We start from the raw sequence: 18,439 nt of genomic DNA on the forward strand, positions 1-18,439 counted from the left end.
CATCACCATGGAAAACCGGCATACAGTTCGCTGTTCGAACCGCCGTCGATCCCGCCACGATGTATGGCGGCGCGCGCAAGGCGTTACCGGTTAGCCGGCGTATGCGGCATCGCCCTATCCATGACGACGCTTGCGTGCGTCAGCGCCCTGCCGCCGACGCCTTCGCGCCTGGTGCGCCGGAACGAAATGGCGATTGCTGCTATCGTTCCACCTCTCGTCTCCGAAACAGCACATGCCCGATTCCATTCACTTCTACGAACCGCGCGCAGGCCATGGACTGCCGCACGACCCTTTCAACGCCATTGTCGGCCCCCGTCCGATCGGCTGGATTTCCTCGCACGACAGTGCCGGGGCCCTGAACCTGGCGCCCTACAGCTTCTTTAACGCGTTCAATTACACGCCGCCGATCGTCGGCTTTGCCAGCATCGGCTACAAGGACACGGTGCGCAACGTCGAACAGACGGGCGAATTTGTGTGGAACCTGGCCACGCGCGACCTTGCGGAGGCGATGAACCAGACCTGCGCGGCCGTACCGCCGGACGTCGACGAGTTCGCGCTGGCCGGTCTGACGCCAATCGCATCGCGTGTGATATCGGTACCGCGCGTGGCCGAAAGCCCCGTCTCGTTCGAATGCCGCATGACGCAGATCGTGCAGCTGCAGGGAGTCGACGGCGAAAAGGTGCCGACGTGGCTGGTGCTGGGGAGGTGGTTGGGGTGCACATCGCGCAGGCGATGCTGAAGGACGGCATCTACGACACGGCCAATGCGGGCCATATCCTGCGCGGCGGCGGTCCGGCCGATTACTTTGCCGTGGGACCGGAAGGACTGTTCCGGATGCATCGCCCCCGCTGACAAAGCCGGGGATGCAAAAAAACGGGGGCCAAGGCCCCCGATCGTTGTTACTTCTTTTTCTTGGTGGTCGTGCTCTTCTTCGCGGCACCCGCCGGCGCCAGCGCGGCGGCGGCCGGCGGCGTGATGCCGCCCTGCACCCCCAGCGCACCGCCGGTTCCCAGGCCACCAGCCACTTCCTGGGCCTTGTAGTTGCGCACAGCCTGCACCAGCTGGTTGTACGAGTCCATGAAGGCGGCGATCAGGATCTTGCCTTCCGGGGTGTTCGAATAACCGCCGCCGGCACCGAAGGCGCCGCCGCCGAACAGGCCGCCGAACATATTGAAGTCGAAGTTCTTGGCGCTGCCTTCTGCCGCGGCCAGCTGCACGCCGGAACGGTTGTCGATCATCAAGAGTGTCGTGGAAGCTTCGTTGGCCTTGATCCCGCCCGCAACCATGCCGGCCACGCTGCCGATCAGGCCGAAGCCGCCCAGCGCGCCGCCCATGCCCTGGGTGCCCTTCTGGCTGAAATTGATGGTCGGGCTCATCGTGTAGTCGGCGGCCACCATCTGGCCTTTGCCGAAGTTGCTGCCGGTGCGCATCTCGCCCGATGCATTCAGGTCACGCTCGGCCATCACATTGTTCATCGCAGCGCCACGCTCCACCACCACGAAGCAGTTCGACTGCTGGATCATCTTGCGCAGTACGGGCACGGTCGAGCCCAGCTTGTATTGCGACAGCTGGATGTACCACGACGATGCCTGGTCTTCCACCACGCTCAGCGTGCCGAGCGAACGGTCGCATTTTTCCAGCTGCGTGTTGGCGTTGTTCGCAGTAGCGCCGCCGGCCGAGCCGGTGGCAACCGTCGGTGCGCCACCCAGCGTCGGCACGGAGCCGGCGCAGCCGGTCAGCGCGAGCACGGCGCCCAACACCAGCATCTGGCCTGCCGTTCTGGTCATTTTCGGGGATGGGAAGAGGTTGTTGTTCATTGGCGAGGTTCCGTCGAGTGAGGAGGCTGCTGAAATTTTGACAAGCGCACATCTTAATATGTTAGCGACGCCTAAATTCTCACCAATAGTCTCAAATCAATAGATTTTGTGATATCTCTCAACACGAAATATTGCATTCGGTGTATGAAGAGCGCGGCTGTGGCTCAACTTTGCAAGCTACCCTGGTTTCTACCGCCTGTAACGTCATGTGCGCCGCCCTGTTGAGGTAAACAAAAAGAGGCGCCGCCAACGCCTTCGGTAGAAAACCGGTGACAGGCTCCGATAAACCCGTCAGCGCCTGGAATATTCGGAGCCTGTCACCGGTTTTGCTTACTGCATCAGCTCGCGGATGACCTTGACCGGTGCGCTGCCGTAGCTCAGGAATTCCTCATGGAATGCCTTCAGCGAGAATTTGCTGCCCAGCACCTGGCGGCGTTGCTCGCGCAGTTCCATGATTTCGCTGTAGCCGCTGAAGTAGCTCGTCAGCTGAACGGACGACAGCTGAACGCGGCGCCATTTCTCGTTGGCTTCCTGTTGCGTCTGGAATGCCTGCCGCGTCAGCAGGTCGAGCGCCTGTTCGCGCGTCATGCCCAGCACGTGCACGCTGTAGTCGAGGATGGTGTTCGTCACGCTGCGCAGGTTCCACTTCGAATACATCAGCCACATTTCGGGTGCGTTTTCGCCGTAGCCCGATTCCAGCATCATCCGTTCGCTGTAGACGGCCCAGCCTTCGATCATCGCGCCGTTGCCGAAGATCGATTTCACCAGCGACGGCGACTTATTCGCATACACCAGCTGTGCGTAGTGGCCCGGTATGGCTTCGTGCATGTTCAGGATCTGCAGGATCCAGTGGTTGTATTCGCGCAGGCTGCTTTCGGCCTGTTCGGGCGTGGCGTCGTCCAGCGGCGTGATGTTGTAGTAGGTGCGGTCCTGCGGACGGTACGGCCCCGGCGCCTCGATGCTGGCGCCGGCCACGCCGCGCTGGTAGGCCGGCGTTTCACGCACGACCAGCGGCTTGTTCGAGTCCAGGGTCAGCAAGTCATGCTTGTTGACCCAGTCCTGCAGTTGCGGAATCTGCGCCTTGACTTCGTCGACAAAGCGCTCGCGCGGCACGTGGTTGCTGGACAGCTTGTCGATCATCAGGCCAATCTTGGCGTAACGGTCGGCCGGTTTCGGCGTGCCGGCCAGGTACTTCGGCCACAGTTCGTCGCTGATCCGGTCCATGTTCGACAGCAGTTCCTCGCGCGTGGCGAGGGCCTTCTGGTACGTCTGTTCGGCCGTGCTGGCGGACTGGATGTCGAAGGCGAATTTCTGCTCGTACAGATCCTTGCCGATGCGGAACGAGCGCGCGGCCGTCGTGGCCAGCGTCTTGTCCAGTTCGCCCAGCCAGGCAGCATAGGCTTCCACCGCCGTCCTGGCGGCGGCGATGCGCTGGGCAAACAGGCCCTTCTCGTTGGCCGCCAGGTTCGACGCCTGCGCTTCCTTGTCCAGTTCCGTCAGCAGGGCGATGACGCCCGGTGCCTGCGCCACGGCCAGTTGCGTGTGCTCGCGGGTGGGGTTGCTGATGTTGTTGCGCGCCGCTTCGTAATAGGCCGGCACGTTGGCGATGCGCTTGAGCAGCGTACGCAGGCGCTGGGACTTGGCCGCATATTCCGTATGGAGGATATAGTCGATCGGGCTGGCGATGTTGTACAGCGCCGGGTTCCACTCGAATTCGCGGAACGTTGTCAGGTACCAGCGGTCCGAGTTCAGCTTGTTGACCAGCAGGCCCAGGTCGGTGCGCTGGCGTGGCGACAGCTGGCGCGCGTCGATTTTCGCAAAGCGCTGCTGCCAGTTTTCGATGAACGCCAGTTGCAGCTGGCGCGTGGCCAGGTCGGGCACGGTCAGCGTTGCGGCCGTGTCGTACTTGCCGACGGTGATGGCCGATTCCGGATCCATCTTCCACAGCGCGGTCAGGAACTGGCTGGACAGTTGGTCGAAGGCGCGATCCTGGCGGCGCTCGCTGGATACGGCCGCTGCGGCCGCTGCGGCGGCGACCGGTGCGGCCACGGCAGCGGCGGACCTGGCCTTGCCGCCCTTGCCCGATTTACCCTTGGCAGGCGCCGATTTGCTGGATTTGGTGGTTTTCTGCGGCTTTTTCGCCGCTTCGGCCGGCGCGAATGCCATGCTCAGCATGATTGCGGCCAGCGCGAGTTTTGTCTTGATCATCAGTGGAACCTTGTGAAGATGGGGCGCACGACAGCCCGCCCGTGTTTGCAGCGTGCAAGATTATCACTATTCCGTGCTGCCGAGAGGGATGTGTTACACGCCGCTACAAAGGCTGGGAGAAGGCTCAGGCCAGACGTCCGCTGCGGATCAGCTGCTGGTGCCGCTCGTTGAGGATCGCCACGGCGGCCTTGCCGCGCGCCATGTGGGTCAGACGGATTTCGCCTGCCTTCGTGAAGCGGTGGCCCACCCGCATGGTGTACGAGCGCAGCAGCCAGCTCCAGAAGGACGTCACATACGTCGCTTCATCCATGTCGCGCCACTTGACGCCGCGCACGCCGCGCTGCCACGGCAGGATGCCGGAATAGACCCAGACGCCCACGTCGTCGTAGTACAGCTGCACGCTGCGGATCAGCAGGATGCGGTAGCCGATCAGCAAAGTCGAGACGCCCAGCACGCCTGCGGCGGCCAGCTCCGAATAATTGAAGGCGAGCCGCAGCACGAAGATCATCAGGACAATCAGGATGACGCAGCTCGTGTAGGCCGTCCAGGCCTTGTGGCACAGCGGGACACCGTGTCCGGCAGGAGAGTTATCTTGTTCCATGCATAATCATTGCATGGAATGGCCGGGGCCGTCGAGCCGGTGCGCCCGCCGTCACGGGACGGGTTTGTGATGGCTGTCCGACGACCTGGCGACGTCGCTGCCGGCGTACTGGTCCAGCACACCGGCGGCCCGGGCGCCGTCACGGTCGTTTTCCACTGCCACCTGCAGGATGCAGGTATTGCGGTGCACGACGGTGCGCAGCTCCGAATTGCTGGACTGCCGGTTGACACTGCCGCGCGCGGGCGTGTCCTTGTTGGTCAGGTCCAGCGCAAAGTTGCCCTGGACGGGACCGGCTTCGTCGCCGGTCGACTCCATCGAAACATCTTCCGCACTGAAACCGGCGGCCAGCAGCGCCGCGCGTGCCTGTTCTGCCACGTCAAAACTGTCGAAAACACGTACTAAAGTATCGGCCATGATGGACTCCTTTCGGTTGGCGCCATGATAGCCCGCTGCTGCGTTGGACAGCGCTCGCTTAGCCTCAGGCAACAGTCAGCGCCGCATCCCTTCCTGCAGCATCGCCAGCATGTCGTCGGCCGTCATGCGCGCGGCCGTGTCGCTGCCGTCCAGCAGGCTGTCGGCCAGCTCGCGCTTCTTGCCGTGCAGGTCGACGATGCCTTCCTCGATCGTATGGCGCGCCACCAGCCGGTAGATCGTCACGGGCCGCTGCTGGCCCATGCGGTGGGCGCGGTCCGACGCCTGGTCTTCCACGGCCGGGTTCCACCATGGGTCCATGTGGATCACGTAATCGGCCGCCGTCAGGTTGATGCCGACCCCGCCGGCCTTCAGGCTGATAAGGAACACGTCGCCTTCGCCCGCCTGGAACGCGTCGACCCGCTGCTTGCGAGCGGCCATCGGCGTGGCGCCATCCAGGTACTGGTACTTCACCCCCTGGGCGTCCAGGTGGGCGCGGATCAGCGACAGGTGATCGACGAACTGGCTGAACACCAGCACCTTGTGGCGGTTTTCCAGCAGGCCTTCCAGCAGCGTGGCAAAGGCCGCCAGCTTGCTGCTGGCCAGTTTGAGTCCCGGCGCCACCAGGTTCGGATTGCAGCAGGCGCGGCGCAGCTTCATGATCTCGGCCAGGATCGCCATCGATTTCTTGTCGACGGGGACGTCGATCGCGGCCAGCTTTTCCAGCGCTTCGCGGCGCAGCGATTCGTACAGCGCCATTTCCTCGGCCGACAGATCCACCTCCTGCACGATTTCCGTCCGCGCCGGCAGCTCGGTCAGCACCTGCGCCTTGGTCCGGCGCAGGATGAACGGTGCAATCAGCCGGCGCAGCCGGTTGCGCGCGCCCACTTCGGCGCGGTGATCCTGCTGGCGTTCGATGGGACCGGCAAAGCGCAGATTGAACTGGTCCAGCGATCCCAGTAACCCCGGATTGATGAAGCGAAACAGGTTCCACAGTTCGCCCAGGTGGTTTTCCAGTGGCGTGCCGGTTGCGACCATGCGAAAGTCCGCCTGCAGCGCCATCACGGCCTGCGACCGTTTGGTGGCAGCGTTCTTGATGGCTTGCGCTTCGTCCAGCACGACCGTGTGCCAGCGCTGCTTCGTAAAACGTTCGGATTCCAGCTGCAGCAGGCCGTAGCTGACGATGACGAGGTCGAACGGCCCGGCGCTGTCGATGGTATCGGCGCGGTCGCCCGCGCCGAACATGCGCACGTTGAGCGTGGGCGCGAAGCGCGCCGCTTCGCTGGCCCAGTTCAGGCAGACGGACGTGGGTGCGACCACCAGCGCCGGGCCGCCCGGTGCGCGCAGCAGCACGAGCGCCAGCGCCTGCAGCGTCTTGCCAAGACCCATGTCGTCGGCCAGGCAGGCGCCGACGCCCCAATGCGCCAGCCGCGCCAGCCATTCGAAGCCTTCGCGCTGATAGTCGCGCAGGTTGGCCTGCAACGTTGTCGGCAGTTGGGGCTGATACGCGGCCTGCGCGGCGATGCGGTCGATATGGGCCCGCCACAGTTTGTCCGCCTCCAGCCCGCCCACTTCGCCGGCCAGCTCTTCCAGCATGAACGCCGCCAGTTGATGGACCTTCGCGCCGGCGTCGTCGTCCTCGCCGTATTCCCCCAGGTCGGCCAGACGGCGGTACAGCTCTTCCGACAACGCCAGATACTGCTTGTCGCCAAATTCGATGAAGCGGCTTTTCCCCGAGCGGATCAGGTCGAGCAGCGTGCGCAGATCCATGACTTTTTCTTCATCGATCTGCAACTGGCCGCTGGCGGCAAACCAGTCCTTCTTGCTCTTGATCGACAGCCGCAGCTGCTTGGTGTGAATCGGCTTGCTGACCTTGAACGCTTCGCCTTCCGGCCACGCGACAACGATCCTGTCCGGTTCGATTTCCTGCAGTTCGGCCAGCAGTTGCAGGCACAGGGCCGGCTGGCCGATCAGCCATTCCCCGTGTTCCTGTTCGACCTGTTCCAGCACGGGGCACTTCAGCATCAGCTGGCGTTCCACATCGCGCTCGCCGGCCAGGTTGCGGCGCGCCTGCACCGGTTTGCCGCCCACGTCGGCGATGACGCTTTCGGCGCCGGCGCCCGGCGCGTAGTACGCGCCGACGGGCAACGGACGCACCTGCACCTGCATCTTCAGGCCCTGCTGATACGGGAACAGGTGGATGTGCAGGCGCGCATCCGCGTCGACCTGTTCGGCGTTGACGGCACCGCCGCCGATATCGGACTGCACGGTGACGACGGACGAGACGCTGCCGATGGCCGCCAGCACCTGCTGCTGCGCGTGCTCCGGCACGGCCAGCCCTTCGCCAACAATCGAGGCAATGCGCCGGTGTTCGTCGTTGATCGTCACGATGCGCACGCGGTTCGGCGCCTCGCGCACGACGATCACGTTGGTGCGCGGCTCCGTGACCGCCGGCTGCAACGTCAGCCACAGTTCGCCGTTGCGGCGCCGGATCAGCAGTTCCGGTTCGGCCGCCAGCAGCTCCACGCGCGTGTCCGGCGCCTCGGCCCAGAACACGAGCGGGTGACCGACCAGCGCCGGCAGCGCGGCGTCGACGTCGATGTCGTACCGCAGGCCGGACGAATACTGCTGGCGCGACGGCAGGATATGGCTGGCGATGCGCAGGTCCTGCGGCGTCAGGAACGTCAGTTGCGCCGTTTCCTCGCGCAGGCGGCGCAGGCCCATTGCCCGGCCCTTGCCCCATTGGCCGCGCGCATCGCGCTTCTGCTCGCGCGGCTCGATCTCCGTCACGCCCACGTGGGGGCTGTAGTTGATCGTCCAGACGAGGCGTGTTTCGCCGACGTCGCCGCCGCCGCCCTGATTCAGGTTGATCAGCGCCGCCAGCTGGCGCTGCCACGCTTCCTCGCGCTCGAACCACGTCGTCATGTCCGGCAGGCCAAGACTCGTGCGCTGCGCCGCAGCCCGCTGGCCCGCCGCCTCGTCGCCCAGGTGGCCCAGCAGCGTCTCGGCCTGGCACGACAGCAGCGTGAAACCGGCGCTGTCGGCCGCCTGCACCAGATCCTTCAGTTCCGCCGTGCGCTGCTTCAGCTGCGGCAGCGCCAGCCAGTAGTACAGCAAGGCCTGGAACAACTGCGCCAGCAACGATGCGCGGCCCGGGTCCTCCCAGCCGCGCGAGACGATGACGTCCGTCTGCATGGTTCCCGCGCGCACCTGGCGCAGCATCGACAGTTGCGTGTACACGGGCGTATCGGGATTGTGCTGGGCGTGCACGGCCACGTCCAGATAGCTTTCCGCCGCCTTGAGGTGTTTCGGCTCGCCGCCGCGCAGCAGGGCCAGGATATATAAGTAGCCGCCGATGCCCTGGAAGACCTGTTTGCGCTTGCCCGATTCGCGCCGCGTGGCTTTGAGTGCCGTCTCGAAGCCGCCGACCGCATCGCCGGTCTGTCCGCGCAGGACCTGGATCGCGCTGGCGAAGAACAGCGCCAGCGCGCCTTCGCCGCCTTCCAGGTAGCGCACCGCGTTGGCCAGCTGGCCGCACAAGATGGCCTGCTCGGCCAGCGCCAGGCGCAGTGCCGGGCTGACGTTGCCGTCGGACGTGACACGCCGTTCGAAATGGCGTTCGGCGAAGCCGCGCACGGCCGGCGCCAGCGCCGGTTCGCGCTGCGAGTGCTGCAACAGCAGCATCAGCACGTCGTCCTGCAGGACCGGGTGCACCAGCAGCAGCATGCCCGGCTCGAACGGCCGGCTGAAGATGTCGACGATGGGGTGCAGCTGCGCCGCTTCGTAGCAGGACATGCAGGCCGTCAGCAGCGGCAGCACGTCCGGCGGCGGCAGGCCGCGCAGCAGCGCCATGCGCAGCCGCGCCACGCCGTGGCGGTAGCTGCGCGGCTCGACGTTGCCGTTCCAGCTCTGGCGCATCGGGTTCTGCGCTTCGTAGGCTTTACAAAGGTCCTGCAGCAGATGGGCGCCGATGGCGGCGCGAAGCGCCGGCCAGCGCACCTTGGCGTTGCAAACGTAGCCGCGTCCCACCACCAGCGTGATGAAGGCCAGCCGTTCCAGCTTGACGGCGTGATCGTCCAGCGTGGCGACCGTCAGCCGGCTGCCGTCGGCGTTCGGGACGCCGGCGGCCGTCATCATGTCGAGCAGGGCGGTGCGCCCGACCGGGTCGCCGATCAGCGCAAGAAGGGCAAGGATGGCTTTTTCGGCGAGGTCGAGGCCTTCGAATTCGGCTTGCAGCGTGTCGGGCATTTAGTCCTGCAGATTGTGGATCGTGACGGCGCTGTCGGAACCTTCGTGCAGGCCAAAGATGCGGCGGTAGAAATACAGTTCCGCTTCCAGCGTGCGGACGATGTTCTCGGCCTTGCGGAAGCCGTGGCCTTCGCCTTCCAGCGGCACGTAGGCGACGGGGATGCCGCGCCCCTGCAGCGCCTTGACCATCGATTCGGATTGCTGCGGCGGCACCACCTTGTCGTCCAGGCCCTGGAAGAAGATCATCGGCCGGGACAGAAGGTCCGTATGGTTGATCGGCGAGCGCTGACGGTAGATCTCCCTGGCCTGCGGCTGCGGTGCGATCAGGTATTCGTTGTAGTGCGATTCGAACTTGTGCGAGTCGTCGTCCAGCCCTTGCAGGTCCGAGACGCCGTAATAACTGGCGCCTACCTTGAAGACGTCATGGAACGTCAGCGCGCACAAGGTCGTCAGGCCGCCGGCGCTGCCGCCGCGAATGATCAGCCGCTCGCCGTCGGCGCGGCCGGTCTGCACCAGGTGCTGCGCACCGGCGATGCAGTCCTCGACGTCGACGATGCCCCATTGGCCCTTCAGTGCGTCGCGGTAGGCGCGCCCGAACCCCGTGCTGCCGCCGTAGTTGACGTCCAGCACACCGAAGCCGCGGCTGGTCCAGTATTGCGTGGCCAGTTTCAGCGTGCTGGCCGCCATGCTGGTCGGGCCGCCATGGCCGATGACGATGACGGGCGGTTTCTCGCCAGCGGGCGCCTGCACGTCCCGGTTCGTCGGCGGGTAGAAGAACGCGTAGGCGGTGCGGCCGTTTGCGCTGGGGTAGCTGACGCTTTCCGGCACCGACAGATAGCCCACCTCAAGGAGCTGTTCGATCGAGCGCGCCAGCACTTCCACCTCGCCGTTGGACAGGTCGATGCGGGCCAGTTCGGCGGCGATGGTCGGCCCGCCGCCCAGCAGGACGGCAAAGCCGTCGCCCACTTTCAGCTCGCGGATCTCGTCGTACGGATTGGCGATCGGCGTCAGCGTGCCGGTATCGACGGCCAGGCGCGCCAGGCGGCTGACCCCCTTGTCGATATACGTGCAGACGATGTCGCCACCGCGCAGGAAGCCGTACATGCTGTTCCCGAACGTCCAGTGGGGCATGCCGAATTCCGCCGCGAGAGGGCACAGCGGCGTGATGTCGGTGCCGTCGACGCGGTACAGGTTCCACCAGCCGCTGCGGTCGGAGACGAACACCAGCCGGCCGTTGGGCGCCCATTCGGGCTGGCAGATCGATTCGTCGTCGCCCCCGGCGATCAGCGTGGGCGCGGACAGCGCCCCATCCGGCTGGACGTCGGCCAGCCACAATTGCGTGCCCTGCCATGGCATGCGCGGGTGGTCCCACGTCAGCCAGGCCAGCTGCCTGCCGTCCGGCGACAGCCGTGGCGACGAGTAAAAATCATGACTCCGGGTCAGTACCGTTTCGCTGCCATCGAAGCCAACGGCGCACAGCGTGTTTTCCGGCTGGCCGTGGCCTTCGGCAGGATGCAGTTCGCGCACGGCGACAAGGCGCTGGCGGGTGGCGTCCACGACGAAGTCGGCGAAGCGCGCGGTGCCCGGGTGGGTAAACGGTTCCGCCGCCCCGTCGCCGGCCTGGCGATACAGCCGATTGTCCGCAAAGTGGGAGAAGAACACCGTGTCGCCCGCCACGGCGTACGCGCCGCCGCCGTATTCGTGCACGCGGGTGCGCACGTTCAGCGGGGAGGGCGTCAGTTCGCCGATCCGTTCCCCGTGCAGGCGCAGCAGCGTGTTGCGCCCAGCCTCGCTGGCCCGGCCTGCCAGCCAGAAGATGTCGTGCCCGGCGATTGCCAGGGACGACAGCGGCGTGGCGCCGGCCGCGACAACGGCCGCGGTGATGGGCGAAGGCCAGGTTCCGAAGGGGGCGGTCAGGGTGGTCATAGGGTGTTCCAATCGCGGTAAATTGACGGCGGGGATGCGATAATACCGTCTTTCGCCCCCCTTTTGCTCCCAGCCCATGCCACAATTCGCCCCGCTCCAGAACGACACCTTCCTGCGTGCGCTGCTGCGCCAGCCGACCGACTACACGCCCGTGTGGCTGATGCGCCAGGCGGGCCGCTACCTGCCGGAATACCGCGCCACGCGCCAGAAGGCCGGCTCGTTCATGGGCCTGGCCACCAATCCCGACCTGGCGACGGAAGTGACGCTGCAGCCGATCGACCGCTACCCGCTGGACGCGGCGATCCTGTTCTCCGACATCCTGACGGTGCCGGATGCGATGGGCCTGGGCCTGTATTTCGTCGAGGGCGAGGGACCGAAGTTCCAGCGCCCGTTGAAGACCGAAGGCGATGTACTGGCGCTGCGCCAGCCGGAGCCGGGTTCGCTCGATTACGTCTTCAAGGCTGTCACGCAGATCCGTACGGCGCTCAATGGCCGCGTGCCGCTGATCGGCTTTTCCGGCAGCCCGTGGACGCTGGCGTGCTACATGGTCGAAGGGCAGGGCTCGCGCGAGTTCCACACGATCAAGAAGATGCTGTACAGCCGTCCGGACCTGATGCATCACATCCTGGAAACGAACGCGCGCGCGGTGGCGCAATACCTGAATGCGCAGATCGATGCCGGCGCGCAGGCCGTGATGGTGTTCGATTCGTGGGGCGGTGCCCTGGCCGATGGCGCCTACCAGCAGTTCTCGCTGCAATACATGCAGAAGGTTGTTTCTCAGCTGAAACGTGAACAAGACGGCGTACGCATTCCGGCCATTGTCTTTACCAAGGGCGGCGCCCACTGGGCCGAGGAAATCGCCGCCATCGGCGCCGATGCGATCGGGTTGGACTGGACGGCCGACGTCGGCAAGATTCGCGCCGCGGTAGGCGATAAAGTGGCGCTGCAGGGTAATCTCGATCCCGCCATCCTGTTTGCCCAGCCGGAGCAGATCCGTGCCGAAGTGACGCGTGTCTTGCAGTCGTTCGGTAACCATCCAGGCCACGTCTTCAACCTGGGCCACGGCATTTCGCAGTTCACGCCGCCCGAGTCCGTCACCGTCATGGTGGAAACGGTTCACAGCGTCAGCCGCGACCTGCGCCGGCCCGGATAAGTCCACAGGCAAACCCAACTTATGCACAATTTTTTCGGTTGCCAAAGGAAAAGGCAGTCGATTTTTCTTGGCTAGCCACTTTGCTGTAACTGTTTGATTTGCCTGACTTTTTCCTCAGATTGCAAGACCGATGCTTTGCATTAAGTAAACGCTGAAGCTGTGCTTTGCAGAGGTTGCCGAAGTATTCTCCACAAAGTTATCCACAAAAACTGTGGAAAAATATGAAAAGCACTTTGTAAACCGGGAGTTATCGCTGGAGGAGCGATTAACTGCTGCAATGCACAATTATTGAGCACCCAAGGTGGCAGCAGTTTATTGCGCCGCCGCAAACTAAGTTGCAAATTTCATTGCTACAATGTTCGGTTCGGGTTTAGCAACAGGCCGGTACGAACTGCCCCGTTCTCAGGCGAAAATCGCGTGGGGGCGTCCGATCCTGAATTTGGCAAAGGTACTTATGCACAGAAAGATTAAAAATTCGTGCGTTTTGCCCGCTCTGGGAACGGTTTTATAACCTGCTGATTTTAAAGCATAAAAAATGTGAAATTTGGGCTATCCGGGCCTGAAGAACCTGTTTGATCGCGTTGCGCCGAGGGATTGTCGGCGCAATGTCCACAAAGTTATCCCCAGAATTTGTGGATAGTTCATTGCTGACTAGATGACCCTCTGCATTCTTCAAATCGCGCTAGACACGCCGCTCAACGCTGTATTCGACTATCGCTGGGTTTGCGATCCCGCAAACCTGCCGCAGGTCGGCCAACTGGCCTTGGTGCCGTTCGGCCCGCGCGAGGTCGTCGGACTGATCGTTGCCGTCGGCACGACCACGGATGTGCCCGAGGAAAAGCTGAAGGATGCATTGGCAGTGCGCACGCAGCTGGCACCGTTGTCCGCACAGTGGCTGGCGCTGGCAGCCTTTGCGGCCGAGTATTACCAGCGGCCATTGGGCGAAGTGGCGCTGCCGGGCGTTCCGAAGAACCTGCGGGTGGCGACGACCGTGGCGCTGGATCGCGCGATCAAGAAGCTTGCCAAGGTCACGGATACGCACGATGCCACGCCGGTCGGCATGCCGACGCTGAACGCGGACCAGCAGGCGGCGGCGGACGCGATTGCCGGCGCGGCAGGCTTCGCGCCGATCCTGCTGTATGGCGTGACGGGCAGCGGCAAGACGGAGGTGTATCTGCAGGCATGCGCGCAGGTGCTGGCACGCGAGCCGGACGGGCAGATCCTGATCCTCGTCCCGGAAATCAACCTGACGCCGCAACTGGAAGCGAACATCAGCGCGCGTTTCCCCGGCGTGATGCTGGCCACCTTGCACAGCAGCCTGGCCGAAGGCGAGCGCACGTTGCACTGGCTGGCGGCGCACCAGGGCAAGGCCCGCATCGTGCTGGGCACGCGCCTGGCGATCCTGGCCTCGCTGCCGCACCTGAAACTGATCGTCATCGACGAGGAACACGATCCGTCGTACAAGCAGCAGGAAGGTTTGCGCTACTCGGCGCGCGACCTCGCCGTGTGGCGCGCATGGCAACTAAAGATTCCCGTGGTGCTGGGCTCGGCGACGCCTTCGCTGGAATCGTGGCACCACGCGCAGGCGCGGCGCTACCGGAAGCTGGAGCTGAAGCAGCGCGCCGTCAGCCAGGCCACGCTGCCAGCCGTGAAACTGATCAACCTGGAGCACGACAAGCCGCGCGACGGCCTGACGCAGCCCCTCATCGATGCATTGAAGCTGCGCCTGGACCGCGGCGAGCAGTCGCTGCTGTTCCTGAACCGGCGCGGGTACTCGCCCGTGATCTGCTGCGAATCGTGCGGCTGGGTCAGCGACTGCCTGCGCTGCACGGCGTTCATGGTGCTGCACAAGGGCGAACACAAGCTGCGCTGCCACCACTGCAGCCTCGAAATGCGCATCCCTCGTCACTGCCCCACGTGCGGCAATATCGACCTGCAGCCGCTGGGGCGGGGCACGCAGCGGGTGGAAGAAGGGCTGCAGCAGATGTTCCCGGCAGCGCGCATCCTGCGCATCGATGCCGACTCCACGCGCCGCAAGGGCAGTGCGCAGGAAGCGTTCGAGACGGTGCACCGGGGCGACGTGGACATCCTGATCGGCACCCAGATGGTCGCCAAGGGCCACGATTTCAAAAAGCTCACGCTGGTCGGTATCCTGAACCCGGACACCGCGCTGTTCTCGCACGACTACCGCGCCAGCGAACGCCTGTTCGCGCAGCTGATGCAGGTGGCCGGCCGGGCGGGCCGCACGGCGCAGACGGAAGGCGGCAGCGCCAGCGAAGTGCTGATCCAGACGCGCTATCCGGAGCACCCGCTGTACGGCGCCGTCGTCAACCACGACTACGACCGCTTCGCCACGGCACTGCTGGCCGAGCGCGAGCAGGCGGGCTTGCCGCCCTTCCTGTACCAGGCGATGCTGCGCGCCGAAGCGCCGGAGCTGGCCAAGGCACTGGAATTCCTGACGGCCGCACGCGACTGCGTGCCGCACGAAGGCATCACGATCAACGACCCGATCCCGATGAGCATGACGCGCGTCTACAACGTGGACCGGGCGCAGCTGCTGGTGGAATCGCCGTCGCGTCCGGCGTTGCAGGCGTTCCTGAAGGTGTGGATGACGCGGCTGCGGGAGATGAAGTCGCGGGTGAAGTGGTCGCTGGAGGTGGATCCGGTGGATATCTGATCGACGGAGACGACGTTACGGGCGCAAGTTCACCTGGGTTGCAGCCCATATGATCGGTAGACGGTCCATGCCAGCCAACCAAGGGACGAGTTTGGGATCAAGCCAGCCAATCACTTCCACGCCTTTGCCGTGCAGATCAAGCAGCGATGGCGTAAGCCAGAGCAGCTGCTCGTGATGAAAGACGCGATTTCGCAAAGCCCGAATCTGATTCAGGGCAGCTGATATCGTGTGACGCTGTCGTTGGTGCCGGGGGCATCGTGGGAATACGAGACGTAGTTCATGCCAGAGGGTGCCTTGAAAGCTCTTGTTGAACAGCGAACTCCAGAATCCGAAAGCGAGCTCGGCAATTATCTTGTCTGCCGTAGTCTGCTCGTTGCGCCGCTGCAGTTTTGCGCGCGCAGCCACAACTTCATCCAGCTGTCGTGTGAATAACGGGGCGCCGCTCCATGTTTCCCACCAGTCGCCACGCTGATAGAGCGTTGACAGATGTCGATGAATGCCGTTTTTGAGCGCGATCTCAAGCACGCTGAGCATTGGCATCATTGCCTCGGCCAGTAACAGATTGTTGGCATAGGCATGCGCGGCTTTGACCGGATCGCCTCCGCATGAAGCGCGGTATCGGCCGAGGCGGGCATGGGAAAAGTGCTTTTCGAGGTCTGTCCAATCCATGGCATCATCTCCGATTCAATGATAAACAATGGTATACTTGGAGCGCAGCCCTGAGCTTGTCCTCTCCCGGCCTCCATACCGGTGATGACACCAGGTCAGTTCTGGTCCCGTTCGCGGGACCACCCCGATTCAGACAAACCCGCTTCGGCGGGTTTGTCACATTTCATGCAGGCGTATAGCGAACGCTCACTCCTGCACCAGGTACTTCCGCCCCACCGCCACCACCTGCTCCGTCAACGCCCTTGTGAATGGCGTGTCGAGCTCCCACGCCTGCCAGACCAGCGGCACGTCGACATATGCAGCCGGCAGCAGGTCCACCAGGGCACCCTGCGCCAGTGCGTGCGCCGCCTGCAGGTACGGCAGCAGGCCGTATGCCTGGCCGCCCAGGATGGCGTCGTTCAGCGCCGTCGACAGCGGCAGCGTGTGGTGGGGGAACGGTCCTGCCGCGGCAAGGTGTTCGGCCAGGAAGCGTGCCATCAGTTCGCGGTCGTGGATAGCGGCGGGGACCAGTTGCACGGCCTCGCGCGTAAAACCGTCGCCGAACCAATGTGCGGCAAACGCGGGCGTTGCCACGCAGACATAGCGCATTGCACCCAGCGGCGTGCCGTTCAGCCCTTTCAGTTCCGCACCGTCGTCAATGACGACGGCGCCGAAGACGCTGCCTTCGCGCAGCCGGTGCAGCGCCCCGGCCTGGTCGGTCTGCTGGACGTCGAGCTGGCAGCGTGGCGGCGCCAGCAACGGCGGCAGGCACAGCGGGAACCACGTCGCGAGACTGGCGCCTTCCACGGCAATCGACAGCCCAGGCATGCTGACCGGCTTGCCCAGGTCGATGTCCAGCGTCGCCTCCATCAATTTCACGTTGCGGTAGTGACTGATCAGCCGCTGGCCCAGTCCCGTCGGGACGGCCGGCGCGCTGCGCACGATCAGCAAGCGCCCGGCAGCATCCTCGAGTGCCTTGATGCGCTGGGAGACGGCAGGCTGGCTGATGCCGAGCGCCGCAGCGGCTTTGTCGAAACTGCCGTGGGTGGCGACGGCGTCCAGCACCGCAAGGGCGCGATAATCGAGTGGGTCCATAAGGAGAGCTTATAGTTAACAATAATTATAAGCAAGCCTAATATTCCCGTATGTCTCCCCATGGCTGAGGCGCCGCGCGGGGCAACGGTGTACCATCGGCACACCATGTCTGGAGGCAAAATGAAGGAAATTCGTTGCGACGTCGCCGTGATCGGGGCGGGCAGTGCGGGCCTGTCGGCCTACCGTGCCGCGCGCGCGTCCGGCAAGCATGCCGTGTTGATTGAAGGCGGCCCGTATGGCACTACGTGCGCACGCGTCGGCTGCATGCCCAGCAAGTTGCTGATCTCGGCGGCTGAGGCCGCCCATGCGCTGAAGGTCGCGCCCGGCTTCGGCGTGCACCCGGGCACGGTCTGCATCGATGGCACCGCCGTGATGGACCGGGTACGGCGCGAGCGCGACCGCTTTGTCGGCTTCGTGGTCGAGAACGTGGAGGAACTGCCGGCCGGGGACAAAATCCGCGGCTATGCCCGCTTCACGGGGCCGGATACCCTGCAGGTCGACGAGCACACCACCGTCCGCGCCGAACGCATCGTCATCGCCACCGGCTCCACGCCCATCGTGCCGGAAGAGTGGGCGGCCGCCGGGCCGCGTGTCATCAACAGCGATGCCGTGTTCGAGTGGACGGACCTGCCGGAATCGGTGGCCGTGATCGGCACTGGCGTGATCGGCCTGGAGCTGGGCCAGGCGCTGCACCGGCTGGGCGTGCGGGTAGCGCTGTACGCACGCGGCACGAGCATTGCGCAGTTGGCCGATCCGGAGGTGCTGGCCAATGCGGGCGCGGTGCTGAAGGAGGAGCTGGATATTCGCTTCCGTACGCAGATCGTCAGCGTAAAGGCCGACGGCTCGCGGCTGGCCCTCGTCACGCGCGACAGTGGCGGCGATGAACGCACCGAGCGCTACGATTACGTGCTGGCGGCAATCGGCCGCAGGCCGAACGTGCACGCGCTGCGCCTGGACCTGGCCGGCATCGAGCTGGACCGCCGCGGCATCCCGCTGTACGACAAGCACACGATGCAGTGCGGAACCAGCCCGATTTTCATTGCCGGCGACGTCAACGATGAACTGCCGCTGCTGCCCGAAGCGGCCGATCAGGGCAAGATCGCAGGCCATAACGCAGGCACCTTCCCGCTCGTGACGCCAGGCCTGCGCCGCACGCCGCTGACGATCGCGTTTACGGAACCGCAGATCGCCACGCTCGGCGCTGGCTACGGCTCGCTGTGCCGCAGTCATGAGGGCTGCTTTGCCGTCGGCATGGTGTCGTTTGCCAACCAGGGGCGCAGCCGCGTGATGCTGCAGAACCGCGGCATGCTGCGCGTCTACGGCGAGTACGGCAGCGGCCGTTTCCTGGGCGCCGAAATGATCGGCCCGCGCGCGGAGCACATCGGCCATCTGCTGGCCTGGGCCGCGCAGGCAAAACTGACGGTGGCGGCCATGCTGGACATGCCGTTCTACCATCCGGTCGTCGAGGAGGGCGTACGCACGGCGCTGCGCGACCTGGCCGAACGCCTGCGCCACCCGCCGCCGGAGGTGCCGCAGCCTTGTCCGGACTGTACGCCGGGAACCTGAGCTTAAAAACAACAGCGTGCTAAGCCGACCGCGTGGAAACTTGCTTTTTGCTATAGACTGTTGACTCCTAGCAAAGATGTGGCGCATGA

General features: G+C 64.6%; 11 protein-coding genes and 1 pseudogene. 4 read left to right on the forward strand and 8 right to left on the reverse strand.

Annotated features, from left to right (window positions below; translation table 11 throughout):
• Positions 1 to 232 precede the first annotated feature (232 nt).
• Positions 233 to 852, forward strand: a pseudogene (locus tag E1742_RS16920) (flavin reductase family protein).
• Positions 853 to 899: 47 nt separating this feature from the next.
• Here the strand turns inward: E1742_RS16920 and E1742_RS16925 are convergent.
• The 6 genes from E1742_RS16925 to E1742_RS16950 all read right to left on the reverse strand — a co-directional run bounded on the left by E1742_RS16925 (position 900) and on the right by E1742_RS16950 (position 11,211).
• A complete protein-coding gene (locus tag E1742_RS16925) occupies positions 900 to 1,817 on the reverse strand; it encodes a CsgG/HfaB family protein (protein ID WP_229466038.1) in 918 nt (305 codons plus the stop codon).
• A gap of 330 nt (positions 1,818 to 2,147) precedes the next feature.
• Positions 2,148 to 4,025, reverse strand: a complete 1,878-nt coding sequence (locus E1742_RS16930; RefSeq protein WP_134386151.1) for a DUF885 domain-containing protein — start codon at positions 4,023 to 4,025, stop codon at positions 2,148 to 2,150.
• A 124-nt stretch (positions 4,026 to 4,149) separates the two neighbouring features.
• Positions 4,150 to 4,626, reverse strand: coding sequence for a hypothetical protein (locus E1742_RS16935; RefSeq protein ID WP_134386152.1), 477 nt, complete (start codon positions 4,624 to 4,626; stop codon positions 4,150 to 4,152).
• Positions 4,627 to 4,677: 51 nt separating this feature from the next.
• Complete coding sequence (locus E1742_RS16940) at positions 4,678 to 5,040, reverse strand: hypothetical protein (RefSeq protein ID WP_134386153.1); 363 nt, start codon at positions 5,038 to 5,040, stop codon at positions 4,678 to 4,680.
• 75 nt (positions 5,041 to 5,115) lie between these two features.
• Entirely contained in the window at positions 5,116 to 9,285 is a 4,170-nt protein-coding gene (locus tag E1742_RS16945; RefSeq protein WP_134386154.1) for a DEAD/DEAH box helicase, read from the reverse strand.
• Entirely contained in the window at positions 9,286 to 11,211 is a 1,926-nt protein-coding gene (locus E1742_RS16950) for an alpha/beta hydrolase family protein (protein ID WP_134386155.1), read from the reverse strand.
• 76 nt (positions 11,212 to 11,287) lie between these two features.
• Here E1742_RS16950 and hemE point away from each other — a divergent pair, with 76 nt between their 5' ends.
• Positions 11,288 to 12,364, forward strand: coding sequence for a uroporphyrinogen decarboxylase (gene hemE, locus E1742_RS16955; RefSeq protein ID WP_134386156.1), 1,077 nt, complete (start codon positions 11,288 to 11,290; stop codon positions 12,362 to 12,364).
• 655 nt (positions 12,365 to 13,019) lie between these two features.
• The gene (locus tag E1742_RS16960; RefSeq protein WP_134386157.1) at positions 13,020 to 15,041 is read left to right on the forward strand and encodes a primosomal protein N'; all 2,022 of its coding nucleotides are present in this window, start codon (positions 13,020 to 13,022) and stop codon (positions 15,039 to 15,041) included.
• A 15-nt stretch (positions 15,042 to 15,056) separates the two neighbouring features.
• Here E1742_RS16960 and E1742_RS16965 read toward each other — a convergent pair whose 3' ends face one another.
• Together E1742_RS16965 and E1742_RS16970 are read right to left on the reverse strand one after the other, a co-directional pair.
• Entirely contained in the window at positions 15,057 to 15,710 is a 654-nt protein-coding gene (locus E1742_RS16965) for a hypothetical protein (RefSeq protein WP_134386158.1), read from the reverse strand.
• A 186-nt stretch (positions 15,711 to 15,896) separates the two neighbouring features.
• Positions 15,897 to 16,784, reverse strand: coding sequence for an ArgP/LysG family DNA-binding transcriptional regulator (locus tag E1742_RS16970; RefSeq protein ID WP_134386159.1), 888 nt, complete (start codon positions 16,782 to 16,784; stop codon positions 15,897 to 15,899).
• Between the two features lie 120 nt (positions 16,785 to 16,904).
• Here E1742_RS16970 and E1742_RS16975 point away from each other — a divergent pair, with 120 nt between their 5' ends.
• The gene (locus E1742_RS16975; protein ID WP_134386160.1) at positions 16,905 to 18,350 is read left to right on the forward strand and encodes a dihydrolipoyl dehydrogenase; all 1,446 of its coding nucleotides are present in this window, start codon (positions 16,905 to 16,907) and stop codon (positions 18,348 to 18,350) included.
• Positions 18,351 to 18,439: the final 89 nt, after the last annotated feature.

This window comes from Pseudoduganella plicata (genome assembly GCF_004421005.1).
Lineage (GTDB): Bacteria > Pseudomonadota > Gammaproteobacteria > Burkholderiales > Burkholderiaceae_D > Rugamonas > Rugamonas plicata.